The organism is Streptomyces sp. SD31, assembly GCF_052068475.1.
In the GTDB taxonomy this organism is placed as follows: domain Bacteria; phylum Actinomycetota; class Actinomycetes; order Streptomycetales; family Streptomycetaceae; genus Streptomyces.
Genome location: NZ_JBQHCX010000003.1, coordinates 480,562 through 500,676, shown reverse-complemented (window position 1 = coordinate 500,676; position 20,115 = coordinate 480,562). Strand labels below are relative to the sequence as shown.

General features: G+C 70.3%; 17 protein-coding genes. 10 read left to right on the top strand and 7 right to left on the bottom strand.

Features of this window, described 5'->3' with window-relative positions; genetic code table 11:
- The first annotated feature begins 7 nt into the window (after nucleotides 1–7).
- On the top strand, nucleotides 8–550 hold the full coding sequence (locus tag ACTMVF_RS09660) for a transglycosylase family protein (RefSeq protein ID WP_441270523.1): 543 nt from the start codon (nucleotides 8–10) through the stop codon (nucleotides 548–550).
- Here the strand turns inward: ACTMVF_RS09660 and ACTMVF_RS09655 are convergent.
- The 3 genes from ACTMVF_RS09655 to ACTMVF_RS09645 are packed head-to-tail and all read right to left on the bottom strand — an operon-like array spanning nucleotide 483 to nucleotide 4,356.
- Nucleotides 483–1,160 (bottom strand): ATP-binding cassette domain-containing protein, encoded by a 678-nt coding sequence (locus ACTMVF_RS09655; RefSeq protein ID WP_441270522.1) that lies wholly within the window; start codon nucleotides 1,158–1,160, stop codon nucleotides 483–485. The two genes, ACTMVF_RS09660 and ACTMVF_RS09655, sit on opposite strands and share 68 nt — an antisense overlap.
- Entirely contained in the window at nucleotides 1,157–3,880 is a 2,724-nt protein-coding gene (locus ACTMVF_RS09650) for an ABC transporter permease subunit (RefSeq protein ID WP_441270521.1), read from the bottom strand. Before ACTMVF_RS09650 ends, ACTMVF_RS09655 begins: the two co-directional genes overlap by 4 nt.
- A complete protein-coding gene (locus ACTMVF_RS09645; protein WP_441270520.1) occupies nucleotides 3,880–4,356 on the bottom strand; it encodes a hypothetical protein in 477 nt (158 codons plus the stop codon). Before ACTMVF_RS09645 ends, ACTMVF_RS09650 begins: the two co-directional genes overlap by 1 nt.
- Before the next feature lie 155 nt (nucleotides 4,357–4,511).
- Here ACTMVF_RS09645 and ACTMVF_RS09640 point away from each other — a divergent pair, with 155 nt between their 5' ends.
- The 3 genes from ACTMVF_RS09640 to ACTMVF_RS09630 all read left to right on the top strand — a co-directional run bounded on the left by ACTMVF_RS09640 (nucleotide 4,512) and on the right by ACTMVF_RS09630 (nucleotide 6,825).
- Nucleotides 4,512–5,093 carry a hypothetical protein gene (locus ACTMVF_RS09640; protein WP_441270519.1) on the top strand — a complete coding sequence of 194 codons (582 nt, stop codon included), beginning with the start codon at nucleotides 4,512–4,514 and terminating at the stop codon, nucleotides 5,091–5,093.
- Entirely contained in the window at nucleotides 5,068–6,363 is a 1,296-nt protein-coding gene (locus tag ACTMVF_RS09635; protein ID WP_441270518.1) for an ABC transporter substrate-binding protein, read from the top strand. Before ACTMVF_RS09640 ends, ACTMVF_RS09635 begins: the two co-directional genes overlap by 26 nt.
- A gap of 69 nt (nucleotides 6,364–6,432) precedes the next feature.
- The gene (locus tag ACTMVF_RS09630) at nucleotides 6,433–6,825 is read left to right on the top strand and encodes a hypothetical protein (protein ID WP_441270517.1); all 393 of its coding nucleotides are present in this window, start codon (nucleotides 6,433–6,435) and stop codon (nucleotides 6,823–6,825) included.
- Here ACTMVF_RS09630 and ctaD read toward each other — a convergent pair.
- Entirely contained in the window at nucleotides 6,803–8,482 is a 1,680-nt protein-coding gene (gene ctaD, locus ACTMVF_RS09625; protein WP_441270516.1) for an aa3-type cytochrome oxidase subunit I, read from the bottom strand. The two genes, ACTMVF_RS09630 and ctaD, sit on opposite strands and share 23 nt — an antisense overlap.
- Before the next feature lie 466 nt (nucleotides 8,483–8,948).
- Between ctaD and ACTMVF_RS09620 the strand changes: the two genes are divergently transcribed.
- Nucleotides 8,949–9,164 carry an I78 family peptidase inhibitor gene (locus ACTMVF_RS09620; protein ID WP_302001789.1) on the top strand — a complete coding sequence of 72 codons (216 nt, stop codon included), beginning with the start codon at nucleotides 8,949–8,951 and terminating at the stop codon, nucleotides 9,162–9,164.
- A 103-nt stretch (nucleotides 9,165–9,267) separates the two neighbouring features.
- On the opposite strand, the gene ACTMVF_RS09615 is transcribed toward ACTMVF_RS09620, so the two are convergent.
- Nucleotides 9,268–10,329: a phosphatase PAP2 family protein gene (locus ACTMVF_RS09615; RefSeq protein WP_441270515.1), complete on the bottom strand. Its 1,062-nt coding sequence runs from the start codon at nucleotides 10,327–10,329 to the stop codon at nucleotides 9,268–9,270.
- 479 nt (nucleotides 10,330–10,808) lie between these two features.
- Here ACTMVF_RS09615 and ACTMVF_RS09610 point away from each other — a divergent pair, with 479 nt between their 5' ends.
- Entirely contained in the window at nucleotides 10,809–12,410 is a 1,602-nt protein-coding gene (locus tag ACTMVF_RS09610) for an MFS transporter (protein ID WP_441270514.1), read from the top strand.
- A 201-nt stretch (nucleotides 12,411–12,611) separates the two neighbouring features.
- Complete coding sequence (locus ACTMVF_RS09605; protein ID WP_441270513.1) at nucleotides 12,612–13,802, top strand: acyl-CoA dehydrogenase family protein; 1,191 nt, start codon at nucleotides 12,612–12,614, stop codon at nucleotides 13,800–13,802.
- Nucleotides 13,803–13,853: 51 nt separating this feature from the next.
- Here the strand turns inward: ACTMVF_RS09605 and ACTMVF_RS09600 are convergent, their stop codons facing one another.
- On the bottom strand, nucleotides 13,854–14,291 hold the full coding sequence (locus ACTMVF_RS09600; protein WP_062701561.1) for a cell division protein SepF: 438 nt from the start codon (nucleotides 14,289–14,291) through the stop codon (nucleotides 13,854–13,856).
- A gap of 323 nt (nucleotides 14,292–14,614) precedes the next feature.
- On the opposite strand from ACTMVF_RS09600, the gene ACTMVF_RS09595 reads away from it, so the two are divergent.
- The 3 genes from ACTMVF_RS09595 to ACTMVF_RS09585 all read left to right on the top strand — a co-directional run bounded on the left by ACTMVF_RS09595 (nucleotide 14,615) and on the right by ACTMVF_RS09585 (nucleotide 18,778).
- Nucleotides 14,615–15,871 carry a DUF5685 family protein gene (locus ACTMVF_RS09595; protein WP_441270512.1) on the top strand — a complete coding sequence of 419 codons (1,257 nt, stop codon included), beginning with the start codon at nucleotides 14,615–14,617 and terminating at the stop codon, nucleotides 15,869–15,871.
- A 365-nt stretch (nucleotides 15,872–16,236) separates the two neighbouring features.
- Nucleotides 16,237–17,142 carry a S1 family peptidase gene (locus tag ACTMVF_RS09590; RefSeq protein ID WP_441270511.1) on the top strand — a complete coding sequence of 302 codons (906 nt, stop codon included), beginning with the start codon at nucleotides 16,237–16,239 and terminating at the stop codon, nucleotides 17,140–17,142.
- A 553-nt stretch (nucleotides 17,143–17,695) separates the two neighbouring features.
- Entirely contained in the window at nucleotides 17,696–18,778 is a 1,083-nt protein-coding gene (locus ACTMVF_RS09585) for a S1 family peptidase (protein WP_441270510.1), read from the top strand.
- A 284-nt stretch (nucleotides 18,779–19,062) separates the two neighbouring features.
- On the opposite strand, the gene ACTMVF_RS09580 is transcribed toward ACTMVF_RS09585, so the two are convergent.
- Complete coding sequence (locus ACTMVF_RS09580; protein WP_441270509.1) at nucleotides 19,063–20,094, bottom strand: DUF3533 domain-containing protein; 1,032 nt, start codon at nucleotides 20,092–20,094, stop codon at nucleotides 19,063–19,065.
- Nucleotides 20,095–20,115: the final 21 nt, after the last annotated feature.

The window sequence follows — 20,115 nt, the reverse complement described above, 5'->3', positions numbered from 1 at the left end:
TGCTGATATGAAATGCACACGACTCACGTTCGCCCTGGCCGCCGCACTGTTCACCGCCGTTCTCCCGGGAACGTCGCACGCGGCGCAGCCAACGCACCCGACGCAGCACGTCCATACGGCGCCACCACCGGCCCATGGACCGCCGCCCAAACCCGCGGCGTACGGCTGTGCCAAGGACCAGTGGCCCTGGGGCTGTGTCGCCAAGTGCGAGAGCGGCGGCAATTGGAGCATCAACACCGGCAACGGCCACTACGGGGGACTGCAGTTCTCGCAGTCGACCTGGGAGGGCTTCGGCGGGGGGAAGTACGCCCCGCGCGCGGATCTCGCCACCCGCCAGGAGCAGATCACGATCGCCCGGAAAGTGGTGGCCGTGCAGGGGTGGGGGGCCTGGCCGCACTGCTCCAGGCGGTACGGGCTCAAGGGCCGTATGCAGCTGGAGAGACCCAGCGTCGTGGATCGCCTGACCTCGAAGACATCGCAGCTCATCCGGAAGGGCTCGACCCGGTTCGGCGCGCTGCACGGCGCTCCCACTCGCCGCTCTCTCCGCTGAACACGACCACGCCCCGCCGCAGTTCGTGGACGAGCGCCGCCTTGCCGCGCAACACGCGCGGCAGGCGCTGCTCGGTGACGATCACGCAGGCGTCGAGTCCGCTCAGCAGTTCGTACGTCCGGGCGGCCACCGTGGGGGACATGCCCTGCGCGGGCTCGTCCACGAGCACCACGCGCGCGCGTGCCAGCAGGGCACGGGCGAGGGCGAGCATGCGCTGCTCGCCGCCGGAGAGGGTGCCGGCGCGGCGCGCGAGGAGCGGCGCGAGCCGGGGGTAGGCGTCGAGGGCGATGTCGTACGAGTCGGCCGCGAGTTCGAGGTTCTCGCGCACGGTGAGGGAGCCGAACGTCGCCTGCCGCTCGGGGACCAGGCACAGACCGCGGCGGGCCCGCTCGTATGCGGGCATACGGGTCACGTCGGCGTCGTCCCACACCACCGCGCCGCCCGACAGTGGCACGGTGCCGGCCAGGGCGCGCAGCACGGTCGTACGGCCGGATCCGTTCCGTCCCAGCAGGATGGTGAGGCCGGGACCGGGGGCGGCGAGGGTGACGCCGTGCAGGGCCTCCAGGGGGCCGTAGCGCACGCGCGCGTGGCGCAGGGAGATCGTGGTCATACGGCGGTCTCCTGTGAGCCTGCGAGGTCGAGCACGCGGTCGGGTGCGCCGGAGGCGACGATGCGGCCCGCCGCCATGATGTGCACGGTGTCGGCGAGGTCGGCGACCAGGTCGAGGTCGTGCTCGACGACGAGCAGGGCCGTGCCGTCGGCGGCGAGGGCCTTCAGGGCCCGGGCCAGTGCGGTGACTTCGGCGGTGTCGAGGCCGGCGGCGGGTTCGTCGAGCAGCAGCACGCGCGGGCTGCCCGCGAGGGCGCGGGCCAGTTCGACGCGGCGCAGTGTGCCGGTGGGGAGGTCTGCGGCGGGCATGGCCCGTACGGGGCCGTCGAGTCCGAGGAGCCCGAGTGCGCGTTCCACGGCTGCGGGGTCTCGGACTCGGCCCTGCTCGGCGCCTACGCGGACGTTCTCGGCGACGGTCAAGGAGGGGAAGACGGCCAGTTGCTGGAAGGTGCGGGCGATGCCGAGGCGGGTGCGGGCGTGTGCGGGCAGGCGGGTGATGTCTCGGGCGCCGAGCAGGACTTGGCCGTGGGCGGGGCGGTGGGTGCCGGCCAGACAGTGGAACAGGGTGCTCTTTCCGGCGCCGTTGGGGCCGATGATCGCGGTGATGTGGCCGGGTGGGACGGTGAGGGTGACGTCGTCGAGGGCGGTGAAGGTGTCGTAGCGGGCCTGGAGGTGGTGGGTGGTGAGGGTGGCGTTGCTGGGTGCGGGTGCGTGGGTGGGCACGCGGCCCTCGGCCGCGTTGGAGTTCCCACCCGCACCATCCGTACCGCTTTCGTCGTCGGGTGCGGGTGGCCCTTGTGGGGGCTCAGCGCCGTCGGCGGCTGCGGGCACGGCTTCGTCCTGCTCTTCCCGGCGTGTCGCCCCCGCGGTCGGCCGCAGTCGCCCGCGCACCTCCGCCCCCAACGCCGTAAGCCTCGCCCTCCGTCGCAGCCGCAGTCTCCCCGTCGCCGTCCGCAACGCCTCGTACGGCCCCCCGGCAAAGCGGCCCACCAGCACCGCCAGCACCCCGATCAGCGCCGCCGCCACCCCGCCCCGGGCGCCCGCGTCGAGGCCCACCAGGAGGGCTGCCGCGGCCAGGGCGCCCAGGGTGCTGTCGGCGCCCAGGACGACTACCGCCGCGAACCAGAGGAGGCCGCGGACCGGGTCGTAGGCGGCCGGGTCGAAGGCGCGTAGGCCCATGCCGAGCAGGCCGCCGCCCAGCGCCGCCAGGGCGGCGCCCGAGACGAAGGCCAGGAGCTTCAGGGACGGCACCTGGACGCCTGCCGCCGACGCCCCCGGCTCGTGGTCCCGCATCGCCGCCAGGGCCCGGCCCGTGCGGCCCCGGCGCAGCAGCCGGGTCGTCAGCAGGGCGACCGCGAGGAGGGCCAGTTCCAGGACGTAGTAGGCGCGGTCGCCCTCGAAGCCGGCCGGGCGGCCCAGGGAGAGGCCCGAGATCGCGTACGGCTGGGTGAAGACGAAGCGGCTCACGCCGACGCCTACCGCGAAGGTCGCCAGCGCCAGGGCGAGACCACGGCGGCTGATCGCCGGCCAGCCGGTGAGGAGGCCCAGCGGGGCCACCAGGACGACCGCCAGCGCGAGTGCCGCGAGTTCCGGCAGGCGGGGCACGCCAGGGAAGCGGCCCGCCGCCAGCAGGGCCGTGAACAGGGCGCCCAGGCCCGCGTACGCCGCCTGTCCGAGGGAGATCTGGCCGCCCCGGCCCGTGACCACGACCAGGGACAGCAGCACCACGGCCAGCGCCGGCACCTGTACCGACGTATGCAGGTCCGAGCCCGCGAAGCCCAAGGGGAGCAGGAAGAGAACCGTCGCCACGATCCAGGCGCCCGGCGGGGTCGGCACGCGCGCGGTGGCCGTGCGGGGCAGGGCGTCGCGGGTGCCGACGCGGGGGAGGGCCAGGGCGGCGATCAGCAGGGCCACTACGAAGAGGTTCGTGCTGACGGCCTGCAGGAGGGGCGCGCCCCAGCCCGACGGGTGCAGGCGCGTCAGCTGGCTCTGGGCCACGCCGATGCCCAGCGCGGCGATCACCGCGACCGGCAGGCTGCGCATCCGCGCGGCCACCGCGACCGCGACCACCTCCATGACCAGCAGCGGCATGCCGTACGGGTCCAGGCGGACGTACGGCGCCAGCAGCACGCCCGTCAGGCCCGCCGTGAACGAGCCGAACGCCCAGCCCGCTGCCGCCACCCGGTCCGCGTCGATACCGCCCAGCACGGCCAGTTGGCGGTCGTCCACCACGGCACGGAGTTCCCGCCCGAAGCGTGTCCAGCGGATGACCGCCCCGACCCCGGCCGCCAGCAGCAGTGCCACCGCCAGCTGACCCCACGGATCCGCCGACACCAGCTGCGGCGCGTCGTCCCGCGCCCCCTGGCCCCACCACAGCGCCGCCCCGCCCACCAGCAGCACGAACACCCCGATGGACGCGACCAGGGTCTGCGCCGGGTCGCTGCCCAGGACCGCGAGCGGACGGAAGACGAACCGTTCCAGCACCACCCCGATCCCGGGCGCGAGGACCAGCAGCGTCACCGTCGCGCCCGCCCACAGGGGCCAGCCCCACTCCACCACGCACTGCCGCAGCACATACGCGCACACCATCGCGATCGCCCCGTGCGCGAAGTTCAGCACCCCGGTCGCGCGGTACGTCACGACCAGACCGATCCCGGTGAGCGCGGCGGCGCTGCCGACCGACAGTCCGGCCAGGGTGAGGTCGTACGTCAGCGAGGACATCAGTCATCCGCTTCGGCGGGCTCACAGATCGGGCACGGGCCCAGTTCGCCGCTTGTCACCAGCTTCGCGTCGACCGGCACCGCCTCCACCTTTCCGGCGACCAGCGGGCAGTCCGCGCGGTGCCAGAGGGTGCCGCCGGGCACCATGAGCAGGTCCGCGCTGACCGCGAGCGGCGCCACGGCCGCCTGCCCGGCCTCCTCGGCGTCGGCGGGCTCGGCGGCGACCAGAAGGCCGTACAGCTCCTCCACGCGCGCGGCGGCGAGCGCGCCCCGGCCGTGGGTCAGCAGCACCGCCCCGGCGATGATCAGCGCGGCGCCGGGAATCGTGCAGGACGCGAGATACGGCAGTTGCCGCTCGGCGAAACGCTCGCCGGAGATGCCGTACCAGCCGACGACGCACAGCACCGCGCCCGCCGCGAGCGCGGCCCAGCCGGCCCAGAGGACGGGGTGCACGGTCCGCAGTCGGGCTGTCCGCATCGCCGGCTCCACACGTCGGGTTTCGGGGTATGCACAGCGGGTTTCTGCGCATGTGCCTGTCCATGTCAGCCAATGGCTTGCACTATGCCTCGTGCAAGCTGACCCTGAAAGCACCGGGCGCACACGGCCCGGATCGACACCCGGTGGTGAGCCAGATGGTTCTCGGGAGCGACCTCAGGCGGAGCAATGCCCACAAGGGGCGTGGCCCACGGGCGGCGGGACGGGGGACCGCGGTGGCGGCCGCCCTGCTCCTGTTCCTCGCCCCGGCCCTCGCGGCCTGCAGCGACGACGAGGGAGGCGGCGGCAGCGAGACGCCGCCGACGCCGACCGTCGAGCGGACCGAGCCGACCGAGCAGTCGCCGGCCGCGACGGCGCCCGCCGACGTGGGGGCCGCCGAGACGGAGATCAAGCAGAACTGGCAGAAGTTCTTCGATCCGAAGACGTCCCTGGAGGACAAGCAGACCGTCCTGGAGAACGGCGAGCGGATGGCGCCGGTCCTGCAGGCGTTCAGCGGCGACGAGCGCGGCGGACAGGTCCAGGCGAAGGTGTCCAAGGTCGAGTTCACCTCGCCGACCGAGGCGAACGTGACGTACGACCTCACCCTGAAGGGCGCGACCGCCCTGCCGAACGCCGCCGGGACCGCGGTCGAACAGGACGGCACCTGGAAGGTGTCCGCCAAGACACTGTGCGCGCTGGTCCAGTTGAGCGGCAATGGGTCGCCGATCCCGGGGTGCTGAGGCGGCGATCGCCGTGATGGTGCTGACTCTGAGTACGGCGTGCGGCAGCCGGCTGCCGGAGAGCGACTTCGAGCACCGCGACCGCGGCACGCCTTTGGCGCCCGCGGCGGACCGCACGCCGATCCGCGTCGGCATCATCACCAGCGCCACCAGCGCCGTCGGCGGCAGCGCCTTCACCGGCCCGCGCGACGGCGCCAAGGCCTTCTTCGACCGCCTCAACGCGCGCGGGGGCATCGACGGGCGACGGGTCGAGGTGCGCGAGTGCGACGACGGCGGCAGCGGCGTCGGCAACAACGAGTGCGTGCACGAGCTGATCGACGAGGACGAGGTCGTCGCCCTGGTCGCCACCACCGCCCTGGACTACGCGGGCGCCTCCCGCGTCTCACGCGCGCGCGTGCCCGATATCGGCGGCCAGCCCATCGGGGCCGCCTACGACACCTACCCGCACCTGTACGGCATCTACGGCAGCCTCGCGCCCCGCGACGGCACCACCGGCTGGGACGGCAAGCAGTACGGCGGCACGGAGGTCTACCGCTACTTCAAGCGCGAGCACCGCGCCCGTACGGCCGCCGTCGTCTCCTACAACCAGCCCGCGTCCGCCGCTTACGCCCGGCTCGTGGAGCGGGGGCTGAAGGCCGAGGGCTACAAGGTGGTCACCGAGCAGGTCGACTTCGCGCTGCCCAACTTCCGGGCGGTCGCCGCCGATCTGAAGGAGCAGGGCGCCGACCTCGTCTTCGACGCCATCGACAGCCACGGCAACGCCCGGCTGTGCGAGGCGATGGACGACGTGGGCGCCGATGTCACCGCCAAGGTCACGAACGTCCAGAACTGGACCTCCACCGTCGCCGAGGAGTACAAGGACTCCCCGCGCTGCCGCAACGCCCTGTGGGCGACCGGGTCGTCCCGCAATCACGAGGACACGGACCAGGACGCCGTACGGGAGTTCCGGGACGCCACCGACGGGCTGACGGCGCACTCGCAGTGGCAGTTGGAGGGCTGGGCCGCGGCGATGTGGTTCACGGACGCGGCGAAGTCGTGCGCCGAACGGGGCGTCACGCGCGCGTGTGTCGACGACTTCATGAACCGCAGCCAGGGGTACACCGCCGACGGCCTGCTGATCCCGGTCAGGTTCGAGCGGCTGGCCGAGCCGCCGAAGAGCCGTCGGACCTGTCTGTCCGTGGCCCGCTGGGAGGACGGCAGGGGCTGGGTCTCCCAAGGGGACATGAACAGCACGTGCTTCGAGGTCCCGCAGCTGTCGTATCAGCCATGACGGGCAACCAAAAGGCCGCATCGTCGGTCCAACCGACAGAGCACAGAGCCGAGGGAGGAACCGCAGCGTATGACGCCCGTGTCGCAGGCAGTACCCCTGCGTGCCGACTGCATCGCGGATTCGGCCGGCGGGCTGACCTTCGACGTCACCTCGGCCGGGGTCACCGAGGCGGCCCACCTGGTCCTGCGCCACCGCGAGGGCCACGAGGAGGTCACCCTGCCCCTGACCCCGGCCACGACGGGCCGCCTGCGCGCCGCCCTGCCGAGCAGTGTCGCTCTGCCGGAGGGGCACTGGGACGCGTACGCCTGTGTGACGGAGGGGGAGCCGCACCGCTTGGCTCCGGGTGCCATGAAGGTGCACTCCCTTGCTTCCCGAGTCCCGTACGAGACCCGCCAGGGCAATCTGAGCGTGGAGTGCCGGGTGCCGGCCACGCCCTTAGCTATGGGGCTTGCTCGCTCTTAGGCTCCGGCTGCGGAGCCTCCAGCGCGTGCGCCGGGTGGTGCAGGTCGAACGCCGGGGACTCGGAGCGGATCCGCGGCAGCGCGGTGAAGTTGTGCCGCGGGGGCGGGCAGGAGGTCGCCCACTCCAGGGAGCGGCCGTAGCCCCAGGGGTCGTCGACCTGGACCTTCTGGCCGTACTTCGCGGTCTTCCAGACGTTGTAGAGGAACGGCAGCGTGGAGAGGCCGAGCAGGAACGCGCCGATCGTCGAGATCGTGTTCAGCGCCGTGAAGCCGTCGGCGGCGAGATAGTCGGCGTACCGGCGGGGCATGCCCTCCGCGCCCAGCCAGTGCTGCACCAGGAACGTGGTGTGGAAGCCGACGAACAGCGTCCAGAAGTGGATCTTGCCCAGTCGCTCGTCGAGCATCTTCCCGGTGAACTTGGGCCACCAGAAGTGGAACCCGGCGAAGATCGCGAAGACGACGGTGCCGAAGACGACGTAGTGGAAGTGGGCGACGACGAAGTACGAGTCGGAGACGTGGAAGTCCATCGGTGGCGACGCCAGGATCACCCCGGTCAGCCCGCCGAACAGGAACGTCACCAGGAAGCCGAACGCCCACAGCATCGGGGTCTCGAAGGACAGCGAGCCCTTGATCATGGTCCCGGTCCAGTTGAAGAACTTCACGCCCGTCGGCACCGCGATCAGGAAGCTCATGAAGGAGAAGAACGGCAGCAGCACCGCGCCCGTGACGAACATGTGGTGCGCCCACACGACCATCGACAGACCGGTGATCGCCATCGTCGCCGCGACGAGTGTCAGATAGCCGAACAGCGGCTTGCGCGCGAAGACCGGGATGATCTCGCTGATGATGCCGAAGAACGGCAGCGCGATGATGTACACCTCGGGATGGCCGAAGAACCAGAACAGGTGCTGCCACAGCAGCGCCCCGCCGCTGCCCGCCTCGAACACCACCGAGCCGAACCGGCGGTCCGCCTCCAGCACCAGCAATGCCGCCGCCAGCACCGGGAACGCCATCAGGATCAGGATCGACGTGAACAGCGTGTTCCACACGAAGATCGGCATCCGGAACATCGTCATGCCGGGGGCGCGCATCCCGATGATCGTGGTGATGAAGTTGACCGCGCCGAGGATCGTGCCGAAGCCCGCCAGCGCGAGACCCATGATCCACAGGTCGGCGCCGATGCCGGGCGAGCGCTCCAGGCTGTTGAGCGGCGCGTAGGCGAACCAGCCGAAGGAGGCCGGCCCGCTCGGCACGATCAGCGAGCCCATCACGATCAGGCCGCCGAACAGGAACAGCCAGTACGAGAACATGTTCAGCCGTGGGAAGGCGACGTCGGGGGCGCCGATCTGCAGCGGCATCAGCTCGTTGGCGAAGCCCGCGAAGGTCGGGGTCGCGAACAGCAGCAGCATGATCGTGCCATGCATGGTGAACAGCTGGTTGAACTGTTCGTTGCTCAGCAACTGCGTCCCGGGCCGGGCCAGCTCGGCCCGCATCAGCAGGGCCATGACGCCGCCGGCCAGGAAGAAACCGAACGACGTGATCAGGTAGAGATGGCCGATCTTCTTGTGGTCGGTGGTGGTCAGCCAGTCGACGATCACCCGTCCGGGCTCTCTGGTCCGCTCGGGCCGTGCCGTCGCCCGTACGGTCTGCGTCCCCATCGCTCGCCCCTTCGCTCGTAGCGCCCCGGGCCCGCTGAAAGCCCGCGCCGCACGCGCCGACGCGAGCTCACGCCATGATGCTCGCGTCGGCAGCGCTCCGACAGAGGGCATACGGAGGTTCTGTGGTAGAACCATGTACTTTCTGTGCGATACCGGCTCCCGCGGCCCGTGCGTAATCGGGGGAATAGCAGTCCGCCGAGGCGTCCGGGGATGGTTCCTCGGAAACTTTTCCGGGGGGCTATTGGCCCGGCCGGTGCGACACGCGGAAATTACGATCGAATGCCTGCGGAAGTGCCTGCGGAAGGCCTATGGATCCGCTCGTCCGTGTGACGAAGTGTGGCCGAAACGCGTGTCGTGATTCTGTGACAAAAGCGTGACCGGAGGGGGACGTGTGACCTGGATGGCCGCTACAAAGGATCCCGGTCCGCTCTGGCCCGATCCTTCGCTCAGGCCCTAGCGTGGCGGCATGGCACCCATTCCGAAACCCCCTGCCGAACCCCAGGACAGCCCGGACACATATGTCGGTCTCGATGCCGACCGGGCCGAGCGACTCGCCCGTGACCGAGGGTGGTCGACGGTGCGTTCGCTGCCGCCGGGGGCGATCATCACCATGGAGTACCGAAGCGGTCGCCTGAACTTCGAGGTCAAGGACGGCCAGGTGGCGCGAGCCTGGAAGGGCTGACGAAAGGGCTGACACAGGGCGACGGCCCCGGCTCCTGTCGTGGAACCGGGGCCGTCGCGCTGCGGGGTGGTCGTGCGTACCGAAACCCCGCTGGCCGGGAAGGTCAGCCGCCCGCGAGGGGGCGGGCTGCCGGGGCCCCGCTGCGGTTGATGCGGTCCGGGTGCGGCGGGCGGCGGCTGCCGATCGGGGTGACCGGAGTGCGCTCCGCGCGCGCGGTGTGCGGGCCGGGCGCCAGATAGACGGGCGCCCGGGGCGAGCGGGGCACGGGGTTCGACTCGCATGCCGCGACCTCGTCGTCGGCGGCCGTGGCGCGCGACTTGAGCAGCACGGGGGCCCCGACCGGGGCGGCCGAGGGGGGTCCCCCCGCTCGAACCGGTTCGAGAGTGGGGGAGGACACGGCGCCGGCCCGGCGCTCGCGCAAGCGGTCGCGCAGGTCGAAGATCCAGGCCTCGGACCGGGCGATCAGCGGCTCGAACCAGGGCAGGGCGAGCAGGATCAGCAGTCCGGCGGCCCAGCCGAGGAGCACATCGCTCAGCCAGTGCGTACCGAGGTAGACGGTGGACAGGCCGACACCCAGCGAGGTCACCGCCGACAGGGCCGACAGCCAGCGGCGCGCCCTCGGGGTCGAGGCCAGATACGCCAGGATTCCCCAGGTCACCACGGCGTTGGCGGTGTGGCCGCTGGGGAATATATCGCCGCCCAGCCACATCTCGTTGGAGCCGACGGTCGTCGCGTAGTGCGGTCCGAGGCGGCCCATGCCGAGCTTCGCGGCGCCGACCGTGACGTTCAGCAGCAGCAGCGAGACGCCGAGCGCGAGCAGCGGCCGCAGCGTGTGCTGCCGCCAGGAACGCCAGCCCAGCCAGGCCGCGACCATCACGGCGGTCGGGCCGCGCTGGCCGAGCACCACGTAGTAGTCGACGAACGCGTGGATCTCCGCCCACTGCTGGTACGGCCGGAAGAACATGACCTGCCAGTCGAGCCGGACCAGCCACGAGGTGATGACGACGGCCCACACGATGGCCCCGTAGAAGGCCAGGGTCGAAGCGAACAGCACGATCCTGTGCGGGGTCATCCCCGGCACATCGATGTGGGCCGGACGTTCCGGCTCACGGTCCAGCCTGGCGAAGACCCGGTCCAGACGGGTCAGCTTTCGTTCGGTACGCACGCAATCGACGTTACAGCGAGTGAGCGCAGTTCAAGGGCGATTCCACGGCTTTGTGATGACGATGTGATGTGGGATTCCTCTCAGGAGGAGGTTTATTTCCAAGGAATCCGTAATCGCCGGGCGCTGCATCCTTCAATTCCTTTGATCATTTCGGCGGCTCGTTTTTCGCTGCTTATGAATTGGTTCACCGAATGATGGGATGGAATTCCCCTGGAGCTCACCGGGCCGGCCCCGCTCCGAGCAGGGGCCAGGAGGAGCGGGAGGGGCGGCGGTGCAGACCGGACGTGGCGTACGCCACACCCGCTCTGTGCGGAGTCTGAGAGGTCCGCCACTCGGCACCGACGCGGACTCGCGTACCCTGACGAGTCACTCGCCCTTCGTTGCGCGGGCCGGAGACCACCGCTCCTCTCCGGCCGAGTCACGGGGAGTCCCCACCCCGTGAGCCCGCCGGGGCGAGGGAACATCTGGGAGGTACGTACATGTCCGGTCCGACCACGGCTGCCGCTGCGCTGCGCCGTCGGGCGGCCGGGGCCGGTGCCAACCGCTGGGTCGTCCTGGTCGTCCTGTGCGTCAGCCTGCTCCTCGTCGCCGTCGACGCGACCGTGCTCCACGTGGCGGTGCCCGCCGTCACCGAGGACCTCAGGCCCGGCGCGATAGAGCTGCTCTGGATCGTCGACATCTATCCGCTGGTCTGCGCCTCGCTGCTGATCCTCTTCGGCACGCTCGGTGACCGCGTGGGCCGCAGACGGGTCCTGCTGCTCGGCTACGGCCTCTTCGGCCTCGCCTCCGGCCTCGCGGCCCTCGCGCACGACCCACAGGTGCTGATCCTGGCCCGCGCCCTGCTCGGCGTCGGCGGCGCGATGATCATGCCCGCGACCCTGTCGATCCTGCGCCAGGTCTTCCCCGACCGGCGTGAGCGGGCCCTCGCGATCGGCATCTGGAGCGCGGTGGCCGCGGTGGGCGCGGCGGTCGGGCCGCTGCTCGGCGGCTTCCTCCTCGAGCACTTCTGGTGGGGCTCTGTCTTCCTCGTCAACATCCCGCTGATGCTGGTCAGCCTCCCGGTGGGACGACTGCTGCTGCCCGAGTCGAAGGGCGACGGCAAGGGCCCCTGGGACGTGGTCGGCGCGCTGATGGCGGCGGCCGGTCTGTTCGGTGTCGTCCTGGGCGTGAAGCGGCTCGGCGGCGGGGAGGAGGTGGCCAGCGTGTTCACCGTGGCGCCGCTGGTCATCGGTGCGGTGCTGCTGGTTCTCTTCGTGCGACGACAGCGGCGCCGGGAGTATCCGCTGGTGGACCTGCGGATGTTCGCGCGGCCTGCCTTCAGTACGTCCGTGGGCTGCATCGTGCTGGCGATGCTCGCGCTCGTGGGGCTCGAACTGATCGCGGCGCAGTATCTGCAGCTGGTGCTGGGGCTGTCGCCGCTGGAGACGGGGCTACGGCTGCTGCCGCTGACGTTCGCGGCGATGGCGTCCGGCCTCGCGGGGGCGCGGATGCTGCGGCGGTTCGGGCCCCGGCGGATGGTGTGCGCCGGGTTCTGTCTGACGGCCGTCGCGGTGCTGCTGCTGACGGCCATGGGCGGCGAGGACAATCCCATGCTGCTGCTGTTCGGGTTCGTGCTGCTGGGCTTCGGGCTGGAGACGACGCTCTTCGGGGCGTACGAGTCGATGCTGAGCGAGGCTCCGCCCGAGCAGGCCGGTGGGGCGGCGGCGATCGGCGAGACGTCGTACCAGCTGGGTGCGGGGATCGGCATCGCGCTGCTGGGCAGCGTGATGAACGCGGCGTATGCCCCCGGGCTGACGAGCGTGTCGGGTGTTCCGGCGTCGGCCTCCGCGGCGGCTTCGCACTCGTTGGGGGAGGCCTACGAGGTTGCCGCGCAGCTGGGCGGGCCTGCGGGGGTGGCCCTGCAGCGGGCGGCTCGGGACTGTTTTGTGCACGGGCTGCATGTGACGTTGCTGGTGAGTGCGGGGTTGTTGCTGCTGGGCGCGGTGATGGCGTTGCGGTTGCCGCGGGCCATGCAGTGTGAGGCGCCTGCCGTGGAGTTGCCTGCGCAGAGGGAAGTCGCGGAGTCCCGCGTCTCTGTGTGAACGACCTTCTCCCGCCCACGCACCACCCGTTTCCAGTTCGTTGATGGGTGGGATTCGCTGGGCCTCTCCTGTGTGGGGCCCAGCGCCGTTGGCGGCTTCCGGTTCGGGGAGTCCTACTGGACGTGCGGGACACTGCGTCGTAGCGTCTGCGCAGAGTCGTAACTAGCGGCGCTAGTTTTAATCGTTGCCGGAGGGTGTCCCATGTCCGCGTCCTCGAAGTTGCCCCCGTTCGACCCCGCCGACCCCCTCGGCATCGACGACCTCCTGGAGCCCGAGGACCTGGCGATTCGGAGCACCGTGCGGGAGTGGGCCGCGGATCGGGTGGTGCCGTATGTCGCCGAGTGGTACGAGAAGGGCGAGCTGCCGGGGATTCGTGAGCTCGCCCGCGAGCTGGGGGAGATTGGCGCTCTCGGGATGTCCCTCGACGGGTACGGGTGTGCCGGTGCCTCCGCCGTGCAGTACGGGCTCGCCTGTCTGGAGCTGGAGGCCGCCGACTCCGGCATCCGGTCCCTGGTCTCCGTGCAGGGCTCCCTCGCCATGTACGCCATTCACCGGTTCGGGAGCGAGGAGCAGAAGCAGGAGTGGCTGCCTCGTATGGCTTCCGGTGAGGTCATCGGGTGCTTCGGGCTGACCGAGCCGGACCATGGGTCCGACCCCGCCTCAATGCGCACCTACGCCAAACGGGACGGGTCCGACTGGGTGCTGAACGGGCGCAAGATGTGGATCACCAACGGGTCCGTCTCCGGGGTCGCCGTCGTGTGGGCGCAGACCGACGAGGGGATCCGCGGGTTCGTCGTGCCCGCCGACAGCGCCGGTTTCTCCGCGCCGGAGATCAAGCACAAGCTGTCGCTGCGCGCCTCCGTCACCAGTGAACTCGTCCTCGACGACGTACGGCTGCCCGTCGATGCCGTGCTGCCCGAGGTGGTCGGGCTCAAGGGGCCGCTCAGTTGTCTCTCGCACGCCCGTTACGGGATCGTGTGGGGTGCCATGGGTGCGGCGCGGTCCTGTTTCGAGGCCGCCGTCGAATACGCGAAGACGCGGGAGCAGTTCGGTCGGCCGATCGGTGGCTTCCAGCTCACCCAGGCCAAACTCGCCGACATGGCGCTCGAACTGCACAAGGGGATTCTGCTCGCCCATCATCTGGGGCGGCGCATGGACGCCGGCCGCCTGCGTCCCGAGCAGGTCAGCTTCGGCAAGCTCAACAACGTCCGCGAGGCCATCGACATCTGCCGTACGTCCCGGACGATTCTCGGTGCCAACGGGATCTCGCTCGAATACCCCGTGATGCGGCACGCGACCAACCTCGAATCGGTGCTCACCTACGAGGGCACCGTCGAGATGCACCAGCTCGTGCTGGGCAAGGCGCTCACCGGACTCGACGCCTTCCGCTGAACCCCACCAGGCTGAACCCACCAGGGGGCAGGGCCGGCGAGCGGCCCTGCCTCAGCTCTGGTTGTAGAAGCCGTCCGTGCGGTGCTGCGACGCCTCGCCGCTGATGATCTCCGTGTCGGCCGGAGTCAACAGGAACACACGGTTGGACACGCGGTCGATCGAACCGCGCAGACCGAAGATGAGCCCCGCCGCGAAGTCGACGACGCGCTTGGCGTCGGCCGGCTCCATGGCCGTGAGGTTCATGATGACCGGGACCCCGTCCCGGAACAGTTCGCCGATGGCGCGGGCGTCCCGGAAGCTGTCCGGGGTGACCGTGCCGATGCGGCGGCCCTTCTCCTCGGCGACGTCCGTGGCCACCTTGACCCTCGGGTCGGTGACCCAGGCGTCCCCGGGCTCGGTCCCTTCGGAGTAGTCGTCGTCGTAGTAACGCTCGTCATCGTTGTCGTCAACGAGGCCCAGCCAGGCACTCGCCTTGCGCACCGATCCCATGGACGCCTCCTCTCACAGCGGTCTCTCTTACATTCCGCATCCCTATGGTCATCCATGATGCGGACGTCGCGCCAAGTGGATAGACGCCGCGCGGGGGGTTTGTGACGGTACTGGTGCACAGCGAATCCGTCGAGAGCCCGTGTCCCCCAAGGGGCATGCCACGTACGGCTGCTGACTGTGAGTGAAATATGATTCTTCACGGCGTATGGGTGATGCTGGGTGCGTACGGGTGAACGAGGCGGCCGTGGCGATCTGTACCACGGTCGATACGATGCGGCAGCTCAGCGCCGTGAGAAGCGTCGTAAGAACCACGGGGGAACGTCGTGTTCGGAATCGTCAGGCCTTGTCGTCATCGGCTCGGGGAGCAGCTCACCGGTGAATGGATGGCGCATTTGTGCGGGTTGTGCCTCTCGTTGCGCGGGGACCACGGTCAGTTCGCGCGGATCGTGACGAACTACGACGGCCTCCTCATCTCTGTTCTGACGGAGGCTCAGGCCGAGAAGAACAGTGGAATGCGGCGTACGGCGGGACCGTGCGCGTTGCGCGGGATGCGGACCGCGTCCGTCGCCCAGGGTGAGGGCGCGCGGCTCGCCGCCGCCGTCTCGCTGGTGCTCGCCTCGGCGAAGGTGCGGGACCACGTGGCCGACGGGGACGGGCTGCTGGCCCGTAGGCCCGTGGCGCTCGCCGCGCGCCGGGTGGCCGCCGGCTGGGGTGCGGCGGGTGCCCGTACCGGGTCGGCCGTCGGGTTCGACACCGCCGTACTCGTCGACGCCGTGGACCGGCAGGTCGGCATCGAGGCGCTCGCCGGGCCCGGCACGCCGATCCTCGCCGTCACCGAACCGACCGAGACGGCGACCGCCGCCGCCTTCGCGCACACCGCGATCCTGGCCGGACGGCCGCACAACGCCGAGCCGCTCGCCGAGGCCGGGCGCCTCTTCGGACGGCTGGCGCACCTCCTGGACGCCGTGGAGGACCAGGCGGCCGACGCCGCGTCGGGTGCGTGGAACCCGCTCACCGCGACCGGAACCTCGCTGCCCGAGGCGCGCCGGCTCGCCGACGACGCCGTGCGGGGGGTGCGGCTGGCGCTGCGCGAGGTCGAGTTCGGCGATGCCAAGCTCGCGCATCTGCTGCTCGTGCACGAGCTGCGGCGGTCGGTGGACCGGGCGTTCGGCACGGTACCGATGTGTGCGTCGCACCAGCCCGGGCCCTATGGGCAGCCGCCGCAGCAGGGGCCGGGGCAGGGCCAGGGGCCGTATGGGGCGCCGCAGAATCCGTATGCCGGCCAGAACCCGTATATCGGCGGGAATCCGTACGCGGGCGGTGGGGGAGCGCCCGGTGGGGGTGGCCATGGTGGTGGCGGTGGTGGTGACTTCGGTGGGTTCGGTGGTGGGCCGGCCGCTCAGCCGCCGAAGGGGCGGCGGGGGTTCTGGGCCGGCTGCGGGATGTTCTGGCTGCTGTGCTGCACCTGCAAGCTGTGCTGCGCGAAGGAGTACGAGGGCCCGTGGTCCCGCAAGAAGCGCGAGGGCTGCTGCCGTGACTGTGACGACTGCGACTGCTGCTGCCCCTGCGACGGCTGCTAGGGCCCGTCTCACGGTCGCTGGAGGGATGTCCGGAGAGGCGACTTCCGGACATCCCGGGGGGATGGGGCGTGCGTGACGTCGACCTCTAGGACGCCGATGAGCTCGGGCTTCCGGGGAGCGCAACCTGCGCCGAAGGATGGGCCGACAGGGGCGCTGACCGGGGCAGCGACAGCCAACTCGGATAGATCGTTCAAAGATTGACGGCCGAAAGGCGCCCTTGCGGCTACCCACTGTTCGGCCGAATACTCCCCCTCAGCGCTTGTCAGGGGCACGGCGTGTTCGGAATCCGGACGTGCGGCCGTCTGACTGCGCCTCACGGGCCCCACCCCACGCGGGCCCCCGACTTCCCTTGGAGGGAACGAAACGTGAGGATCAAGCGCACCACCCCCCGCAGTGGCATTACGAGACGGACCCGGCTGATCGCCGTCTCCTCCGGCCTCGTAGCCGCAGCCGCGATCGCGATCCCCAACGCGACCGCAGCCGACTCGCCCACCACCTTCAGCGCCGCCGAGCTCAAGAGCGCCAGCGGCTCCGTGCTGAAGGCCGACATCCCGGGCACCGCCTGGGCGGTCGACAGCAAGACCAACCGTGTCACCGTGACCGTCGACAGCACGGTCTCCCAGGCGGAGATAGCGAAGATCAAGGAGCAGGCGGGCAGCAATGCCGACGCGCTCACGATCAAGCGCACCGCCGGCAAGTTCAGCAAGTTCATCCAGGGCGGCGACGCCATCTATGCGAGTAGCTGGCGCTGCTCGCTCGGCTTCAACGTCCAGGACAGCAGCGGCAACCAGTACTTCCTGACGGCCGGCCACTGCACCGACGGTGCGGGCACCTGGTACTCCAACTCCGGCCGTACCCAGGTCATCGGCTCGACCGCCGGCTCCAGCTTCCCGGGCAACGACTACGGCATCGTGCGCTACTCCGGGTCCGTCAGCCGGCCCGGCACCGCGAACGGCGTGGACATCACCCGCGCGGCCACGCCGGCCGTGGGCACCACCGTCATCCGCGACGGCTCCACCACCGGTACGCACAGCGGCCGGGTCACCGCCCTCAACGCGACCGTCAACTACGGCGGCGGCGACGTCGTCGGTGGTCTGATCCAGACCACCGTCTGTGCCGAGCCCGGCGACTCCGGCGGCTCGCTCTACGGCAGCAACGGCACCGCGTACGGTCTGACCTCCGGCGGCAGCGGCAACTGCAGCTCCGGTGGCACGACCTTCTTCCAGCCGGTCACGGAGGCCCTGAGCGCCTATGGCGTCAGCGTCTACTGACGTTCGGTCGAACGCCGGTATCCGTATGGCCTGATCTGTATGGCCTGATCGGCGTGGATTGACCTACGGCCAGCAGCATGTGAGCCCCCGCACGCAACTGTCGTGCGGGGGCTCACCCTTGCGCCCGAGTCGGACCCTGGGGGCGTGATGGTCGAGGAGAACTCCGGGTGGGGGTTTGGCGATTCTGGTGGATTTGTTGTGATTTCTGGAAGGAAGGGCGCAGGGCGCCGTCTCCGGTTCCGGGGACGTGGAGGGTCGAATTCAAGACAGGAGTAGACCTTACGCGCTGCTTATGAATAGCTTGCTCGTGGTGTTTGCTGAGTGAAGAGAGCGGGTGTGACTGTGCACGGTCAAGGTGGCGAGGGGCGTGCAACCGTGTTCTACGCGCGTCCGGAAGTCGACCTTGTGCGCTCCCAGGAGGCATCGGAATAGTGAGCGTTGTTCAACCGGCCCGGACGCGGCATTTGTTGTGAGCCGCCTTCGTGGCCGTACGCCTTCCGGTTCGTGAGGTCCCCACAACCTCTCGGGCCGACCCCCCACAGGAGGACGTAAGTTGAAGCACCGACGCATACCCAAGCGGCGTGCAGCCGTGGCAGGTGCGGGCATCGCCGCACTGGTTGCCGCGGGAGTGACCTTGCAGACTGCGAACGCCAGTGAGACGCCTGAGGCGCCCGCGCTGAAGACGCTGTCGGTCGGCGCGGCCGGAAAGCTCGCCTCGACGCTGGCGAAGGACCTCGGCGCCGATGCCGCGGGTACCTACTACGACGCACAGACCAAGAACCTTGTCGTGAACGTCCTCGACGAGACCGCCGCCGACACCGTCGAGGCGGCCGGCGCCAAGGCCAGAGTCGTCGAGAACTCCCTCGCCGAGCTGAAGAGCGCCCGTACGACGCTCAAGCAGGACGCGACCATTCCCGGCACCGCCTGGGTGACGGACCCGGCGACCAACAAGGTCGTCGTCACCGCCGACCGTACGGTGTCCGAGGCCGAGTGGGCCAAGCTCGACAAGGTCGTCGACGGGCTGGGCGCCACCGCGGAACTGAAGCGGACGAAGGGGGAGTTCAAGCCCTTCATCGCGGGTGGTGACGCCATCAAGGGTGGCAGCGGGCGTTGCTCGCTCGGCTTCAACGTCGTCAAGGGCGGCGAGCCGTTCTTCCTGACCGCCGGGCACTGCACCGAGGGCATCACGGAGTGGACGGACACGGACGGCAACGCGATCGGCACCAACGAGACGTCCAGCTTCCCGGACAACGACTACGGGCTGGTCAAGTACACCGCCGAGGTCGACCACCCGAGCGAGGTCAACCTCTACAACGGCTCCTCGCAGGCCATCAGTGGTGCCGCGGAGGCCACCGTCGGTATGGCCGTCACGCGGAGCGGTTCGACCACCCAGGTGCACGAGGGCAAGGTCACCGGCCTTGACGCCACCGTGAACTACGGCAACGGTGACATCGTCAACGGGCTGATCCAGACCGACGTCTGCGCCGAGCCCGGTGACAGTGGTGGCTCGCTGTTCTCCGGTGACAAGGCGATCGGGCTCACGTCTGGTGGTAGCGGTGACTGCACCTCCGGTGGGGAGACGTTCTTCCAGCCGGTGACGGAGGCGCTGTCGGCCACGGGTACTGAGATCGGCTGACCGTTCGTCGCTTCGTGAAGTCCCGCCCCTGTGTGTGAGGGGCGGGACTTTTCGTGTGGTGTGCGGCTTTGATGCCGTATGCCTGCGGCGGCCCGTTGCGATGGGTGGGGGTTCGCGTAGCGCGTGTGGGTGCGTTGTGGGTCGGGGCCGCGTCGGGGGGTGTCCGTCCTCGGTCCGGTGGTGGGCCTTGCGCGAGAGGTGCCGTTTGTTGACACCGGACTCTGCGGGCGGACACCCCCCGACGCGTCCCCTCGCCGCCGTACGCGTCTGCGGGTGCGTTCGGCCTACGGCGCTCTGCCTCGCCATCGTGCCGCCAGTAGCGTGATCGCGGTTCCTGCCGCCGCCCATGCCGAGAGGACCAGGAGTGAGGCGGTCGTGTCGTTGCCCTTGAAGTAGGCGATCGAGCGGGTTGCCCATGTTCCCGCGCCCGGTGGTAGTGCCGGGCCAATGTCTCTCCAGAACGGGGGGAGCAGTGGGGGTGGGAGGGCGCCGCCCGCGCTCGGGTTGCCCAGGATGACGATGATCAGGATGACCAGGCCGATGCCGGCCAGGCCGAAGATGGCCTGGAAGGCGAGCGTGGCCGCGCCTACCGCGAAGATGATCAGGGCGCCTACGCCCCAGAGCGCGGCGATGCTGCCGGGGAGGGCGCCCAGGATCGGGCCGACGATCAGGGCGCCGCCGAGGCCGCCGACGAGGGCGACTACGGCCATGGCGATGAGGCGGATCACCGAGCGTTTTGGGGTGGGGCGGCCGGCGCCCGAGCTGATCGTCATGATCGATGCGCAGAGGTAGCCGCCCACGCACCAGCCCACGGTCACGTAGAAGGACGTGAGCCCGTTGGCGTCGTGGCGGTCGGCCGGGGCCACGTCGATGGTGCGGAGGGTGCGGGCCTCGGATTTCTCCAGGGTGGTGAGGAGTGTTTCCAGGGTGGTGGCCAGTACCTTTCCGCCTCCGGTCGCGACCAGGAGGGTGTCGGTGGTGCCGGTCGGGTCGAGCAGCAGGGCGCCGTCGATGTCGCGGTTCAGGATCTGCTTGCGGGCCGTCGCTTCGTCGGCCACGGCGTGCGGGTCCAGGGGCTCACCGGGCAGGTTCTCGAGCCGGGTCACCGCCTGCTGGGCGGCGGCCTGGGGTGCCACGACCCCGAAGGGCACGTCCTTGGGCTTGGGGTCGTGGAGCGCGCCCACGTAGGAGGCGATGAAGAGCAGGGCGAGGGCGACCACGCCGGTCACGAGCAGCGTGGCCCGGGGGGTGACGGCGTCCTTCACCTCGGCCATGAAGGAGCTGGGAGGAGGGGTGGCGCCCTTGGTCTGCGTCATGCCCCCACGGTCTGGGTCGTC

Bases quoted from the DNA above. Each gene is read 5' to 3' on its own strand.
- ACTMVF_RS09660 (WP_441270523.1), top strand. From the start codon at position 8: ATGAAATGCACACGACTCACGTTCGCCCTGGCCGCCGCACTGTTCACC.
- ACTMVF_RS09655 (WP_441270522.1), bottom strand. From the start codon at position 1,160: ATGACCACGATCTCCCTGCGCCACGCGCGCGTGCGCTACGGCCCCCTG.
- ACTMVF_RS09650 (WP_441270521.1), bottom strand. From the start codon at position 3,880: ATGTCCTCGCTGACGTACGACCTCACCCTGGCCGGACTGTCGGTCGGC.
- ACTMVF_RS09645 (WP_441270520.1), bottom strand. From the start codon at position 4,356: ATGCGGACAGCCCGACTGCGGACCGTGCACCCCGTCCTCTGGGCCGGC.
- ACTMVF_RS09640 (WP_441270519.1), top strand. From the start codon at position 4,512: ATGGTTCTCGGGAGCGACCTCAGGCGGAGCAATGCCCACAAGGGGCGT.
- ACTMVF_RS09635 (WP_441270518.1), top strand. From the start codon at position 5,068: ATGGGTCGCCGATCCCGGGGTGCTGAGGCGGCGATCGCCGTGATGGTG.
- ACTMVF_RS09630 (WP_441270517.1), top strand. From the start codon at position 6,433: ATGACGCCCGTGTCGCAGGCAGTACCCCTGCGTGCCGACTGCATCGCG.
- ctaD (WP_441270516.1), bottom strand. From the start codon at position 8,482: ATGGGGACGCAGACCGTACGGGCGACGGCACGGCCCGAGCGGACCAGA.
- ACTMVF_RS09620 (WP_302001789.1), top strand. From the start codon at position 8,949: ATGGCACCCATTCCGAAACCCCCTGCCGAACCCCAGGACAGCCCGGAC.
- ACTMVF_RS09610 (WP_441270514.1), top strand. From the start codon at position 10,809: ATGTCCGGTCCGACCACGGCTGCCGCTGCGCTGCGCCGTCGGGCGGCC.
- ACTMVF_RS09605 (WP_441270513.1), top strand. From the start codon at position 12,612: ATGTCCGCGTCCTCGAAGTTGCCCCCGTTCGACCCCGCCGACCCCCTC.
- ACTMVF_RS09600 (WP_062701561.1), bottom strand. From the start codon at position 14,291: ATGGGATCGGTGCGCAAGGCGAGTGCCTGGCTGGGCCTCGTTGACGAC.
- ACTMVF_RS09580 (WP_441270509.1), bottom strand. From the start codon at position 20,094: ATGACGCAGACCAAGGGCGCCACCCCTCCTCCCAGCTCCTTCATGGCC.